Here is a 14,532-nt window from a genome sequence, read left to right as displayed (position 1 = left end):
ACCAGTAAATAAGGTATTGGTTTATGCTTTTGACGAGTGAGAGACGAATCATTCTAAGCATTTCCGTTGTAACTGTATGATGATCATGGTTTCATGCTCAATATACTCCTGCTTTCATAAATCGGTTGTCAATTGCTTTACCAATATCTTCCCTCCTTCCATTAAAAAGGGATTTCTTCAAATCAGCTATTATTGGATTATTTAGTAGTGTTGTTTAATTTTTCTGTCCTGACTCTGCTTCTATCACATTTCTTAAGAGCTTTACTCCTTCTGCTAATTCCGTATCAGTTAAATTACCATATCCGAAAATAAGCTTGTTGTTGTGTTTTCCTTTAATTAAAGCATGTTTCTCTACGGAAAAGATATTAACTCCTTTATTTTTGATTTCATCTAAGATCTTTTGTGGGAACTTAAAATTAAATTTAACAACTAGGTGAATGCCTGTTGAAGCACCAAGGATTTTAATTAGGTCTCCAAATTCCTTTTTTAGACATCCTATTAAGAAATCTCTCTTTTTTTTATATAGTTTCCTCATTTTAACTACATGTTTCTCTAAGTGTCCATCCTTTATAAAACGTGCTAAAATTACTTGCTCAATAGTTGGAGAGTGATAATCAGTGTATCTTTTAAGATTTTTGGCTTCTTCTACCAGTGCATTTGGCAAAATGACATAACCAATTCGCAGACTAGGTGATAAGATTTTACTAAAAGTCCCTATGTAAATAACTCGTTCAGGAAATAATCCTTGCAGTGAACTTACTGGATGACCAGAATAGCGAAATTCACTATCATAATCGTCCTCTAGAATATAACTATTTGTTTCCTTAGCAAAATTAATAAGTTGAATTCTTCTTTGAATGGGTAATATTCCACCTAAAGGGAATTGATGAGAGGGAGTAACGAAAATAATGTTTTCTTTTTTTTTCGTTGTAAGCCATTCTGTTTGCATTCCAAATTCATCGACTGGAATAGGAGTAATATTAGCCCCTCTTTCAATAAAAATTTCAGGAATTTCTTTCGTTACTGGATCCTCTATTAATACTTCGGAGTTAGTCTTTACTAATAGTTTAGCTAGAAGTGTGAATGCTTGAGTAGCTCCAGAGGTGATAATAATTTGACTAGGATGACAGTTTATTCCTCTAGTTCTATAAAGGTAGCTTGATAATACCACCCGTAACTCTTCACTTCCTTCAGGTGAACTATAACCAAATAATGAGTCTTCAATCGTTTCAAAAACGTCTTTTCCTATACTGGCCCACTTTTTTCGAGGAAACTTTTTTAAACAAGGTACGCCGGAACGAAAGTCAATGAAATTATTGGTCTTTACCTTACTCATTGAATCAGTACTTTTTTCAGAGATAGGCCGTTCCTCATTCGTAGGAAAACCCTCTAGTGATATTCCAGATTCCACGAAAGTTCCAGCTCCTTGTTTAGATTTAATGTATCCCTCAGCCATTAATTGATCATAGGCTTCGAGAACGACACTTCGAGACACGTCTAAAATGGTAGCTAAATCACGACTCGAGGGAAGTCGGTCCCTCTCAAGAAGTTCTCCTCGTAAAATCTGTTCTTTAATTTTCACGTATATTTGTTGAAATATTGGTTTTTCTGAAGTTCTATCTAATTCAATCCAAATCATCATTATCACCTAAAGTGTTCATATTGGTTTTAAAAATAAATGATAATTGGTTCTTTAATAAACCAATTTATAATGTTAATTTTACTGTAACACCAGTTTAAATGGAATAATTACTTGAGATGGAGTTGGTTATATTGAGTGAAAGGATAGTAGCATACCTTAAAGTTATTGCGGCAATGACCATTGTAGGTAGTTCGGTGGTTGCAGGAAAAATATTAATTCAAACGATGCCGATATTTTTAGCATCTGAGCTAAGGTTTTTAGTAGCTTCCCTAATATTAGTCCCTTTACTGATTTACAAGGAGGGGATTCCTTCATTAAGTAGAAGGGATATTGTCATTCTCTTTTTTCAATCTCTGACGGGAGTATTTTTATTTAGTATCTTTATGCTGTATGGTTTAAAATATACTACTGCAATGGAGGCAGGAATAGTTACTAGTACTTTACCAGCAATGGTTGCTCTTCTTGCTTACTTTATAATTAAAGAGAAACTTACAAGAAATAAAATAGCGGGTATAATAACTGCTATTTTAGGAGTCATCATTCTTAACGTTTCAGGAGTGATGCAAGAGATATCGGGCAATCATCTAGAAATAGTAGGTAACTTCCTTGTTTTGGGGGCAGTGATGGGAGAAGCATTGTTTATCATTTTAGGTAAGTCTATATCAAAAAAAGTAAGTCCATTAACTATAACAACAGGAGTGTCTGTTATAGGGGGATTGTTATTTTTACCAATGGCTATTTATGATAGCATAACTGCTAATTATTCATTCGGTTCTGGTTATGATTGGCTTTTGATTTTTTATTTCGGAATGGTTGTTACTGTTTTGGCTTTTTTGCTTATGTATCAAGGCCTTGCTGTATTATCTGCTGCGACAGTAGGTATATTAACAAGCGTTTTGCCACTAAGCACAGTAGTTCTATCATTTTTCCTTTTGAAAGAACCACTTTATTATTACCATCTAATAGGACTATGCCTAATCTTTATGGCTATTTATTTTAGCTCGAGAGAAGAGAAAATACAGATGGATCAAGGGATTGAAAATAATTAAATCAAGTGCTAATTAGGCCACTAAGAGACAAATAATAGAAAAATAATCGGAAGATAGTGGAAAATCTAGAGACAAAAGCATCTTTTAGCTAAACACACTAAAAGATGCTTTTTAATGTCATAATCAAGGCTATTCTTTAGAAATCTAGTTTATGGTAGAGCAAGTATGGATTGATAGCAGGCTGAGATGGGGTGGTAATCTGTTTTGGGAGGTGTAGTTTTTACATTGCTATATTTTACATTCTCTCGGTTAAGCAGTGTATACCAACCACCATGTTCATGATCCATGAAATACTGGGCGGAATAAGTGAATAACTGATTATAATAATCCCAGTATTGTTGATTCTTTGTTTTTGCAGCTAGTAAGGCTGCGGCAGCGATTGCTTCTGATATAACCCAGTAATTTTTATCCGTATCAATGACTTCTAAGCTTGGCGATAGGGCAAAATAAATACCTCCATATTTTACATCCCAACCCTGTTCCCATCCTTTTGCGAACAATTTCTCTGCAGTCTCCTGCATCCAAGGTTCTGATTGATGCCTGTCAAGCCACATTAAGAGTTTACTCCATTCAAATTGATGACCAGGGATAAATCCAAATGGGCGGAATTCATCTTTTGTGTTGTCTTTATTGAATTGATAATCAGGCTGCCAGTCCGGTGTATAGTTTTCCCAAATCATCCCGCCTGCACGGTCTGCTAATTCTTGGGTAACGCCCTCTGCGAGCTGGTAGGCCTTCTTTAAGTATTTTTTTTCATTTGTTGCTTCATATGCAGTCAGCATGGCTTCACACATATGCATGTTTGGGTTTTGGCCTCTATAAGAGGAAAGAGTGGTCCACCCAGCATCCCACTGGTCTTTGTAATATCCATGTTTCGGATCCCAAAAGTGGTTTTCCACCACATTAAAGACGTTTTCCATCACTTCTTTGGCTTCTTTTATGCCAGCTTGGTACGCAATAGAGGATGCTAATAATGCAAAGGCATGCCCATAGGCCATTTTAGCAGCATCTTTTACATCCGTTCCATTCATTTCAAAGTAGTATCCATTATACTGTTTATCTAAATGATGTTCATGCAAGAATTGGATTCCATGTCGTGCTGCTTTTAAACACCAATCTGGACCATCTAAAATTGCACCAATACTAAAAATATAAATATACCTGCTAGTCGCTACTAAATGTTTAGTATCTGTGTCATTAATAGTACCATCATCTAAAAACCCATTAATATATCCGCCCTTTTCATCATCGATACAGGCCGGATAATAAAAATGAAGTGTCTTAAATATATGTTTTTTCAATTCTTCCTTATCCTGATAATGATCAAACTGGATATGGCTTGAACCTTCCATATTGGCAACCCTCCTCCATTAGGTGATACCTTAAATAGATGGCAGCAATCAAGACAGTATTTCCTTTTCATGAAGAAAATACTGCTTGATTTTTTTAGCTGTCCGAATGACTTATTTATCTAATTAAGAAGACATATATTGTCCACCATTCACATGGATGAATTGGCCGGTCATATAGGCAGAACCTTCAGAAGCAAGCAGGATGTATGGTTCTACAAGATCTGCTGGTTGACCAGGACGACCAATAGGGGTAGAAACGCCAAATGATTCTTGCAGGTCGGTTGTCATGGTTGCTGGAATAAGTGGTGTCCAAATCGGTCCAGGTGCTACACCGTTAACTCGAATTCCTTTTGAGGAGAGTTCTTGAGCAATGGAACGAGTAAAGGATACAATAGCCCCTTTAGTAGATGTGTAATCAATCAACGCTTTATTGCCAACATATGCATTAATAGAAGCGGTATAGATTAAGCTATCACCAACTGATAAATGGGGAATGGCAGCTTTAGTTAAATACACCATTGAAAAAAAGTTTACGTCAAATGTACGTTTCAATTGTTCAGCAGAGATTTCTAGCACGCTGTTTTTTACTTCCTGACGTGCTGCGTTATTAACAAGGATATTCAGTTTTCCATGCTGCTGAATAACATCTTCAACTAGTTGATTACAAAATGCTTCATCCGCCACATCTCCAGCATGCAACGTACATTTTACGCCTTCTTGTTCAATACGCTTTTTCGTATTTTCCGCATCCTCTTGCTCATTTAAGTAGGCGATGGCAATATCCGCGCCTTCCTTTGCATACCCAATCGCTACTGCCTTACCAATTCCACTGTCTCCTCCAGTAATCAAGGCCACTTTGCCTTTCAATTTTCCAGAACCAACATGGGTTTCTAGCTCATAAATCGGGATAGGGTCCATTTCCTTTTCAACCCCCGGCTGCTCGGATTGTTTTTGAGGATTGACTCCATTTGATAATATGGTTTGTTCATCTAATTTACTCAATTATAACGCCTCCTAAATTATTTATGTGTTATTTAACATTCCACCCTGTCTTGAGACTAAACTCCTTTTTGACATGCAACCGCTTAGTGGATTTTTTTACCTTTTTACCTAGGCGGAGTGTTATAGCACTATCTGTCATATCGGGAATACTAGAGAATGAGTGGAATAGTTGATATATAACTTTTCTAATTCGAGTGGCTCATATATTAATCGGATAATAGAGTGATGAAGTTATCATAAATAGTGGCAGATCAAGGGATGAAAGTAGGTTTCCAATTCTATGAGCTCTTGCACAAGTTTGTAGCACATTACATGGATGAAGAAGATAGGGGGATCATAATAAAAAGGGAGCAATGAAACTCCCTCAGCTTGTTGACAAAAGGAATTTAGGAAATGTAAATGGAATTATTATGCATTGATTGGAGTGAAAGGGGTGAGACTCCTGTGGGATCTGCGAGACAGTCTGAGACCCTGCAGGCCTTTAGGCCGAAGCGGCTCAGCGCGAGCCCCACGGAAAGCGAACCCCTGCAACGGAAATCAACTCTTATTTAAAAGAATGTATATTTATAAACTAAGACAAACTCCTAATTACCGAATTAGGAGTTTGTCGACAGTCTGAGGGAGTAATGAAACTCCCTTTTTTCACAAATATTAACTCTTTATTGATAATTAATAATCGCAGGGCTAGGATCCAGCTTCAAGACCTCTTCAGGACTTAGCACAGGTTTATCTTTGTTATAAAAGATTTTAAATCCACCGTATTGCACTGCTTCATTGCGCACGAATTTGCGATAGAGTGCCATTTTAGTATTAGAATCGCCCCACCCGTCATAATTTAAGGCTACTTCTACATTCTCGGTTGGCTTGATGGCTTCTTTGTTCGTTAATGCTTCGTCCATAAATTGATGGACAAGGACAATTTTATCGGGCAAATTATTTTCATTTACCATTTCCGTCAAGTACTGCACTGCTTCTTGTACTTCAGCTCCGTCTACTTGACCAAGATTGACACCTGGAGTTTGTCCTTCTTTTACATGAAATTCCGTATCAATCGCTAGGTGGACATGAGGGAGCTTTAGCCATTTCTCAAGTAATTTCACCTGATTTAGAACGGAATCTGTTCCAAGTTGAACATCCAGCATAAGCAGGGCATCGTTTTCTTCCGCGAGAGTAGAATATTCATCAATTTGCTCTGGTGAAGTTGGATGGTAGTACTTCCCATCCGTCCCTGGATCACGCTGTGCTACGGTAGAAATGAGTTCAATCATTGGTACAGCAGGGCGTGAAGGGTCAGCATCTGAATATGCTTGGGTTTGCTCTTTTAATTTTGCCATTAATTCATCTGGCTCCATTTCTCCCAATATTCCCATTTTGGTAGAGTTTGGATGTCCGTAATACGCTATAAGTCTATGATTCTTTAAGGGACCATCTGTTTGATCAACGGCATCTTTTACTAATGTTTCTCCAAGTGGAACCATCCTGGTGCGATCTTCCCCACGGGCTTCTGCACTCGGCATCTTCTCTATTTCCTCATCAGCAACCTTTTTGTCTAGAGAAGAAGCACCTTCTGTTGGTTCCAGCGGTTTGTAGGCTGGCGGAGGATTCTCTTCTTTTATTGCTTTCTTCTCACCAGAAGACTTTTCTTTCTGTGTCTGTTCTTCATCATGTTGTTCAGTTTCTTTAATAGTAGGAGTGTTTTTCGAACAAGAGATGAGGAGCACAACAAGTAGTACTCCTGAAAAAAACAAGGCTAGTCTTTTCATGTTGTCACTTCCTTATGTATGGATTTCTTCCATCTATTATTCTAGATGTATTCCCCAAATGCAATAAAGTTAACAGGGAATATTTTATTTTTCATAGAATAGGAGCGTTTAGTTAATAGATTCTCCCTTTCTTTCCAAGCGCTTACCTATTTATAAATTAGGGTGTAATCATGGAAGAGGAGAGTAAAAAAAAGCTGGATCAAACGTCTCTGCTTGATCCAGCTTCCTCCACTTAAATCTCACATTTCCTCTCGCTTATAATCGCCACTTTTCCCGCCGGATTTCTCCACTAGAAAGGTTGGCCCGATTACCATCCCTTTATCGACCGCTTTGCACATATCATAAATGGTTAAGCTTGTAACTGCGGCGGCCGTTAATGCTTCCATTTCGACTCCAGTGCTTCCTTTGGTTTTTACTTCTACTCGTATAATAAGCTCCCATTTATCCTCATTTTGTTTCCAATTAAATTGCATATCAACTCCACTTAGTGAAAGTGGGTGACACATGGGAATAATCGAAGAAGTTTGCTTTGCTGCCATAATACCAGCAACTTGTGCAACAGCAAGTACATCTCCTTTTGCAAACTCATGGTTCATTATTTTTTTATAAATAAGTTCATTCACGATAATACTTGATTGACTAATAGCTGTGCGAGATGATTCCTGCTTGTCGGTGATATCAACCATCTTTGCCCGGCCTTGCTGATTAAAATGTGTGAAGTTTGTCACTAATATCACTCCTTGTTTGTAGTATAACAAAAGTAAATGGATGCGTCTTGCATCATTATCGGCTAAAAAAAATAAAGGAGAACCATATGTATAAATGGAAAGGCTTGATCATTATTTGTATCTGTTTCTTTTTTCTAGCGGGCTGTTCTTCGGAGAAAAGAGAAGTGAAGCTAACCGTGTCAGCCGCCGCGAGTTTAACGGATGCGATGGAGGAGCTTGTGGAGGCATTTGAATCAAGGGAATCCAATATAGCTATATCGCTAAATCTAGCATCTTCAGGAGCATTACAACAACAAATTAGTCAAGGCGCACCAGTTGACATTTTCCTCTCAGCTGCTGAAGAGCCATTTGACTATTTAAATAAACAGGGTTTGCTAGATAAGTCACATCAAGAATTATTATTACGTAATCAGTTAGTCCTGATCAAAAGAAAAGATAGCTTCTCTCAATTTCGCGAATTTAAGGATTTACTAGACGAACAGGTACAAGAAATTGCTATTGGGACACCAGAAAGCGTCCCAGCAGGTATCTATGCAAAACAGGCGCTCGAACATGTAGGGATATTTCATTCCCTTGAATCTAAATTAGTCTATGCAAAAGATGTTCGCCAAGTATTACAGTATGTGGAATCAGGAAGTGTTGACTTTGGTTTTGTATATGCCACAGACGTAATAGCCGCTAAGCAAGTAGAAGTAGAGCGAGTAGTCGATGAAGAATGGCATGATCCTATCCAGTATCCAATCGGAATTTTGAAAGATACCAAGCATAAGGAAGAAGCAGTAGCTTTTTATAACTTTTTGCGAAGTGCAAAGGCAGACACTATTTTTGCGAAGTATGGGTTCACCACCGTAAACAAGTAAAGGAGAGTGCAGAATGAAAAGTAGCTTTTGGCAGCCTATTGAGCTCTCTTTATTAATTGCAATTAGCGCGACGCTTTTTGTAATTATATTAGGAATTGTAACGGCATGGTTCATGACGAAAAAAGAGTTTCCGGGCAAGGTAATCATAGAAGTCATTCTGCTATTACCAATTGTGTTACCACCAACGGTGATTGGTTTCCTGCTGATTATGCTATTTGGAAAGAATGGTGTGATTGGGAAAGCTCTTGATTTTTTATTTGGCCAATCCTTAATGTTTACCGTTTCGGGAGCTATCCTTGCAGCTGTTGTGGTTGCTTTCCCATTAATGTATCAATCGGTGAAAAATGGGTTTGCGAGTATGGATCCATTAATAGAGGATGCAGCTCGAGTAGATGGTGCAAATAGTTGGCGTCTATTTCGACATATTTCACTACCATTATGTTCTCCCTTTCTTGTCACAGGCACAATATTAAGTTTTGCTAGAGCCTTAGGGGAATTTGGTGCAACGATTATGTTTGCAGGAAATATTCCGGGACAAACGCAAACGCTTCCATTAGCGATTTATGTTGCTTTTGAATCTAACAAACTTGCACTCGCATGGAGCTGGGTGATGATGATGGTGATTATTTCTTTTGTTATGCTGCTTTTTATTCAAAAGAGGGCACGCCGCAGTTAATGCATCCATGTGTGATGTATTTCACACCTTAAGCTAGTGGAGGATGTTTTAATAAGCATATAAGCAACCTGCTTTGATGACAGGTCGGAATATGGAGGGATAAAGATGAAGAAAAAACCATCTCCACTTTGGCAACGATTAAACTATTTGAAACCAAAAGAAACATATAGCAATAACCATAGTCAATTACAAGAAGGAGACCGGGATTGGGAAAATGTGTATCGCAGAAGATGGCAGCATGATAAAGTAATCCGTTCCACTCATGGAGTGAACTGTACGGGTTCTTGCAGCTGGAACATCTTCGTGAAAGACGGCATTGTGACATGGGAAGGGCAAAATGTGGATTACCCAACAACAGGACCAGACATGCCGGAATTTGAGCCAAGGGGCTGTCCGCGAGGTGCAAGTTTTTCCTGGTATTTATATAGCCCGTTGCGTGTGAAGTATCCTTATATTCGCAAAAAGCTACTATATTTATGGCGAGAGGCCATAGCGGAACACAAGAAACCATTAGATGCTTGGAAAAGCATTGTGGAAGATAAAGAAAAGGCCAATCAGTATAAAAGTGTTCGCGGAAAAGGCGGATTAGTACGGGCTGATTGGGAAGAAGTTACGCAAATTATTGCAGCGGCTGTTTTGTATACAACGGTAAGATACGGATCTGATCGTAATGTTGGCTTTTCTCCAATTCCAGCGATGTCCATGGTGAGTCATGCAGCGGGAAGCCGCTTTATGTCCCTAATAGGAGGACCGATGCTTAGCTTTTATGACTGGTATGCGGATTTGCCACCTGCATCTCCACAAATTTGGGGAGATCAGACAGATGTTCCAGAAAGCTCTGATTGGTTTAATGCTGGCTATATTATGACATGGGGCTCTAATGTTCCCTTAACACGTACACCAGATGCTCACTTCCTTGCCGAGGCAAGATATAAAGGAACAAAAGTGGTTTCTGTTAGTCCAGACTATGCGGAATCAACCAAATTCTCTGATGACTGGATGGCTGTCAAGCAAGGGACGGATGGTGCGGTAGCCATGGCAATGGGACATGTTATTTTAAATGAGTTTTATCATAAAAAACAAATACCATACTTTGAATCTTATGCGAAACAATATACTGATTTTCCTTTCGCCGTTCGTTTGAAAAAAGTGGGATCAAGCTACCAGGCTGACCGCTTTTTACATGCAAAGGATCTAGGCCTTTCTGGTGAGCATAATGAGTGGAAGCCTGCTATGTATAATGAGCGCACGGGGAATTTTGCTATTCCACAAGGAACAATAGGTTCTCGATGGGATAAAAAAGGGAAATGGAATCTGCATTTAGTGGATGAATATACAGGAGAAGCAATTGATCCAAAGCTAAGCTTTCTAGGGCTTGAAGATGAGGTGATGGAAATTCAATTGCCCTACTTTGATGCAGAAAAGCGTTCTGTTATGAATCGTTCCGTTCCAGTAAAAGCAGTTGAATTAAATGGGCAAACAGAATATATCACAACAGTTTATGATCTTATGCTTGCTAATTACGGAATTGATCGGGGCATCGGTGGAGAAGTCGCACAATCCTATGATGACATGGCGCCTTTTACTCCAGCATGGCAAGAGAGTATTAGTAATGTCGATCGAAACTTAGTTATTAAAATCGCGAAAGAATTTGCCCAAAATGCTATCGATACAAAAGGTCGTTCTATGATTATTATGGGTGCTGGTATTAACCATTGGTTCCATTCCGACACTATCTATCGTGCCATCATCAACTTAATTTTAATGGTAGGTGCGCAAGGAGTAAATGGGGGAGGCTGGGCACATTATGTAGGGCAAGAAAAGCTTCGACCAGCAGAAGGATGGAATACCTTAGCTACAGCAAAAGATTGGCAGGCACCGCCAAAACTGCAAAATGGGACATCATTTTTTTATTTTGCTACAGACCAGTGGCGTTATGAAGAAACGTCTGTTAATGAGATAACGGCTGCGACAGTAGAGAAAGCAAGATATGACCATCATGGGGATTATAATGTGCTAGCGGCTCGATTAGGATGGCTGCCATCCTATCCAACATTTAATAAGAATGGCATTGCTATTTATAAAGAGGCAGTGGCAAAGGGCTGTCAAACCCAAGAGGAAATTGCGCAATATGTAGCAAAAGAGTTGATGAATAAATCATTGCAATTTGCGATAGAAGACCCAGATAATCCAGTCAATTTTCCTCGTACGTTATTTGTTTGGCGTGCCAATTTAATCTCAAGCTCTGGAAAAGGGCATGAATATTTTCTAAAACATTTACTTGGAACAACACACGGATTGTTGAATGATGATCAATCTAGTATTCGACCAGCTGAAATAAAATGGCGGGAAGAGGCACCAGAAGGAAAATTGGATCTTTTAATCGATCTTGATTTCCGGATGGCAGGAACGGGCTTGTATTCCGATATTATCTTACCAGCCGCGACCTGGTATGAAAAGTTTGATTTATCAAGCACAGATATGCATCCATTTGTACATCCATTTAATCCAGCGGTTGCTACGCCTTGGGAATCGAAGTCAGATTGGGATATTTTCAAGAAGCTAGCAAAAGGGGTTTCAGAGCTAGCCGAGCAAATCGATATGGACGTAATTAAAGAGGTTGTAGCTACACCGCTGCAGCACGATACTCCACAAGAAATGGCCCAGCCTTTTGGGGAGATTAAAGATTGGTCCAAAGGTGATTGTGAAGCAATTCCAGGGCGAACCATGCCAAATATTCATGTGGTAGAACGAGATTATAAGCAGGTTTATAAAAAAATGACCTCTCTAGGACCGAATGTTGCCAAAAACCCATATGGCGGCAAAGGGATAAGCTGGTCCATGGAAAAGGAGTATGAACAAGTCAAGCATGCAATTGGTGTAGTAGAAGAAGAAGGGATTTCCAAAGGTCTCCCAAATATTGAAAGTGCAAGAGACGCTTGTCAGGCCATTCTCATGATGTCATCTACGACAAACGGCAAAATCGCAGTCAAGGCTTGGGAATCACTGGAACAGCAAACAAGCTTGGAGTTAAAGGATTTAGCTGCAGAGCGTGAAGAAGATCTATTTACATTAGAACAAATTAATGCACAACCAAAAACGGTCATTACGTCACCTGCCTTTACTGGTTCGGAAAAAGGCGGGAGACGGTATTCACCATTTACAACAAATATTGAGCGAATGATTCCTTTCCATACCCTTACAGGAAGACAGTCCTTTTATTTAGATCATGAGATGATGAAGGAATTTGGGGAAGAGATGGCGACATTTAAGCCAATGCTCCACCATACACCTTTTCAGCAAGATCGTCCAAAAGTGGAAGGAAAAGAAATTACGTTAAATTATCTAACACCACATAATAAATGGTCTATTCACAGTATGTATTATGATGCGCAGCCGATGCTGACATTGTTTAGAGGTGGACCAACGATATGGATGAACAAGGAAGATGCCAAAGAAGTAGATATAGAAGATAACGATTGGATTGAATGCTTTAACCGAAATGGTGTGGTCGTTGCCAGAGCGGTTGTCTCTCATCGAATTCCTAGAAGTGTTGCCTTTATGTACCATGCTCAAGACAGACATATTCACGTTCCTGGCACAAATCTTACGAAAAACCGAGGAGGGACACATAATAGTCCTACGCGAATCCATGTTAAGCCAACGCATATGATTGGTGGCTATGGCCAACTAAGCTATGGATTTAACTATTATGGACCAACTGGAAACCAACGGGATTTACATGTCGTCATTAGAAAGATGAAGGAGGTGGAGTGGCTTGAAGATTAAAGCACAAATTGGCATGGTGATGAATTTAGATAAATGTATTGGCTGTCATACATGTAGTGTGACATGCAAAAATACGTGGACCAATCGCCCTGGCGCAGAATATATGTACTTTAATAATGTCGAAACAAAACCTGGAATCGGCTATCCGAAACAATGGGAAGACCAAGAGAAATATAAAGGCGGCTGGGAGCTGGATAAAAAGGGTGAACTAAAACTGAAATCAGGTTCTAAAGTAAATCGATTATTCAGCCTTTTCTATAACCCAAATCAACCAGAAATTGATGATTATTATGAACCATGGAATTATGATTATGAAACATTGACAAACAGTCCAGAACGTAAGCATCAACCTATTGCCCGAGCAAAGTCAGCTATCACTGGCGAGTTTATGGATTTAGAGTGGGGACCGAACTGGGAAGATGACCTTGCTGGCGGGCATATAACTGGTTTGCGTGATCCAAATGTTGTGCAAATGGAGGAATCAATAAAAACGGAGTTTGAAGATGTATTTATGATGTATTTGCCGCGTATATGTGAACATTGCATTAACGCACCTTGTGTGAGCTCCTGTCCATCAGGTGCGATGTATAAACGCGATGAAGATGGCATTGTACTTGTAGATCAGAATGCTTGTCGGGCTTGGAGACAATGTGTCAGCTCCTGTCCATATAAAAAAGTGTATTTTAACTGGAAAACAAGTAAAGCGGAGAAATGTACACTATGCTATCCAAGAATTGAAAATGGCCAGCCAACCATTTGCTCCGAAACATGTGTTGGCAGAATCCGCTATATCGGTGTCATGCTCTATGATGCTGATAAAGTATTAGAGGCAGCTTCTGTTAAAGAAGAGAAAGAATTGTATCAGGCACAATTAGATATTTTCTTAGATCCAAATGACCCAGAAGTAGTGAAGGAAGCGAAAAAAGAAGGCATCCCAATGGATTGGATTGAAGCGGCGCAGCAATCTCCATTATATAAAATGATCATCGACTGGAGGATTGCTTTACCATTACACCCAGAATACCGAACAATGCCAATGGTGTGGTATATTCCACCACTTAGCCCAGTTATGAATATGATAGAAGGAAAAGGCAGTCAAGCAGATACAGAAGATATCTTCCCGGCTATTGACGAAATGCGCATTCCGATTGAATATCTAGCTAATTTATTAACTGCTGGGGATACGGCTCATATTCGTACTGTATTAAAGAAAATGGCTGTTATGCGTAGCTATATGCGGGCCGAACAAACAGGAAAATCCTTTGATATCTCCATTATTGAAGAGCTGGGGCTCGAGGAAAACGACATTAGAAAGATGTACCGACTGCTAGCTATTGCCAAATATAATGATCGCTTCGTTATTCCTAAAAGTCATAAGGAAGATATAGCAGATCTTTATTATGACCAAGGCGCTTGTGGATTGGAATTTGCTGGCGGACCTGGCGCCTGTGGCGTCTTGTCTTGATAAATGGTTCCACCCTTTCACGAGGCGAATAAATGATTAGAGCAAATATGAATGAAGGGATTTGCGTGGGGAAACCACAATCCTAGGAATCTGTAGCTGCTAGAATTTCGCGGGAACAGCATAAGCATAAGCTGGGACAGGGCGCAACAATCTAGCAGCGCCCGCACAATTCGAGATAGGCAATGGATTACTAGCCACACAATAAA

Annotated in this window: 10 protein-coding genes; 5 read left to right on the top strand and 5 right to left on the bottom strand. The window is 39.3% G+C overall.

Annotation, left to right across the window (positions count from 1 at the left end):
* Positions 1-214 precede the first annotated feature (214 nt).
* Positions 215-1,639 carry a MocR-like pyridoxine biosynthesis transcription factor PdxR gene (gene pdxR, locus NST77_RS20310; RefSeq protein WP_341123481.1) on the bottom strand — a complete coding sequence of 475 codons (1,425 nt, stop codon included), beginning with the start codon at positions 1,637-1,639 and terminating at the stop codon, positions 215-217.
* A 134-nt stretch (positions 1,640-1,773) separates the two neighbouring features.
* On the opposite strand from pdxR, the gene NST77_RS20305 reads away from it, so the two are divergent.
* Complete coding sequence (locus tag NST77_RS20305; RefSeq protein ID WP_341123480.1) at positions 1,774-2,691, top strand: DMT family transporter; 918 nt, start codon at positions 1,774-1,776, stop codon at positions 2,689-2,691.
* A gap of 149 nt (positions 2,692-2,840) precedes the next feature.
* Here NST77_RS20305 and NST77_RS20300 read toward each other — a convergent pair whose 3' ends face one another.
* The 4 genes from NST77_RS20300 to moaC all read right to left on the bottom strand — a co-directional run bounded on the left by NST77_RS20300 (position 2,841) and on the right by moaC (position 7,536).
* Positions 2,841-4,043 carry an AGE family epimerase/isomerase gene (locus tag NST77_RS20300; protein WP_341123479.1) on the bottom strand — a complete coding sequence of 401 codons (1,203 nt, stop codon included), beginning with the start codon at positions 4,041-4,043 and terminating at the stop codon, positions 2,841-2,843.
* Between the two features lie 123 nt (positions 4,044-4,166).
* Positions 4,167-5,045, bottom strand: a complete 879-nt coding sequence (locus tag NST77_RS20295; protein ID WP_235973164.1) for an SDR family oxidoreductase — start codon at positions 5,043-5,045, stop codon at positions 4,167-4,169.
* A gap of 659 nt (positions 5,046-5,704) precedes the next feature.
* The gene (locus NST77_RS20290; protein ID WP_341123478.1) at positions 5,705-6,808 is read right to left on the bottom strand and encodes a hypothetical protein; all 1,104 of its coding nucleotides are present in this window, start codon (positions 6,806-6,808) and stop codon (positions 5,705-5,707) included.
* Between the two features lie 239 nt (positions 6,809-7,047).
* Positions 7,048-7,536 carry a cyclic pyranopterin monophosphate synthase MoaC gene (gene moaC, locus NST77_RS20285; RefSeq protein WP_095258342.1) on the bottom strand — a complete coding sequence of 163 codons (489 nt, stop codon included), beginning with the start codon at positions 7,534-7,536 and terminating at the stop codon, positions 7,048-7,050.
* 86 nt (positions 7,537-7,622) lie between these two features.
* Between moaC and modA the strand changes: the two genes are divergently transcribed.
* The 4 genes from modA (at position 7,623) to narH (ending at position 14,326) form a co-directional block, all read left to right on the top strand.
* A complete protein-coding gene (gene modA / locus NST77_RS20280; RefSeq protein ID WP_341123477.1) occupies positions 7,623-8,396 on the top strand; it encodes a molybdate ABC transporter substrate-binding protein in 774 nt (257 codons plus the stop codon).
* 13 nt (positions 8,397-8,409) lie between these two features.
* Complete coding sequence (gene modB, locus NST77_RS20275; RefSeq protein WP_303985693.1) at positions 8,410-9,072, top strand: molybdate ABC transporter permease subunit; 663 nt, start codon at positions 8,410-8,412, stop codon at positions 9,070-9,072.
* Positions 9,073-9,177: 105 nt separating this feature from the next.
* The gene (locus tag NST77_RS20270) at positions 9,178-12,861 is read left to right on the top strand and encodes a nitrate reductase subunit alpha (RefSeq protein WP_341123476.1); all 3,684 of its coding nucleotides are present in this window, start codon (positions 9,178-9,180) and stop codon (positions 12,859-12,861) included.
* On the top strand, positions 12,851-14,326 hold the full coding sequence (gene narH, locus NST77_RS20265) for a nitrate reductase subunit beta (RefSeq protein WP_341123475.1): 1,476 nt from the start codon (positions 12,851-12,853) through the stop codon (positions 14,324-14,326). Before NST77_RS20270 ends, narH begins: the two co-directional genes overlap by 11 nt.
* Positions 14,327-14,532: the final 206 nt, after the last annotated feature.

This window comes from Niallia sp. FSL W8-0177 (assembly GCF_038006285.1).
GTDB lineage: Bacteria > Bacillota > Bacilli > Bacillales > Cytobacillaceae > Niallia > Niallia circulans_A.
This window is presented reverse-complemented; position numbering and strand designations above follow the sequence as displayed.

What these genes read in the sequence shown, in the direction of transcription:
- pdxR (WP_341123481.1), bottom strand. Translation starts at nt 1,639, where the DNA reads ATGATTTGGATTGAATTAGATAGAACTTCAGAAAAACCAATATTTCAA.
- NST77_RS20300 (WP_341123479.1), bottom strand. Translation starts at nt 4,043, where the DNA reads ATGGAAGGTTCAAGCCATATCCAGTTTGATCATTATCAGGATAAGGAA.
- NST77_RS20290 (WP_341123478.1), bottom strand. Translation starts at nt 6,808, where the DNA reads ATGAAAAGACTAGCCTTGTTTTTTTCAGGAGTACTACTTGTTGTGCTC.
- modA (WP_341123477.1), top strand. Translation starts at nt 7,623, where the DNA reads ATGTATAAATGGAAAGGCTTGATCATTATTTGTATCTGTTTCTTTTTT.
- modB (WP_303985693.1), top strand. Translation starts at nt 8,410, where the DNA reads ATGAAAAGTAGCTTTTGGCAGCCTATTGAGCTCTCTTTATTAATTGCA.
- NST77_RS20270 (WP_341123476.1), top strand. Translation starts at nt 9,178, where the DNA reads ATGAAGAAAAAACCATCTCCACTTTGGCAACGATTAAACTATTTGAAA.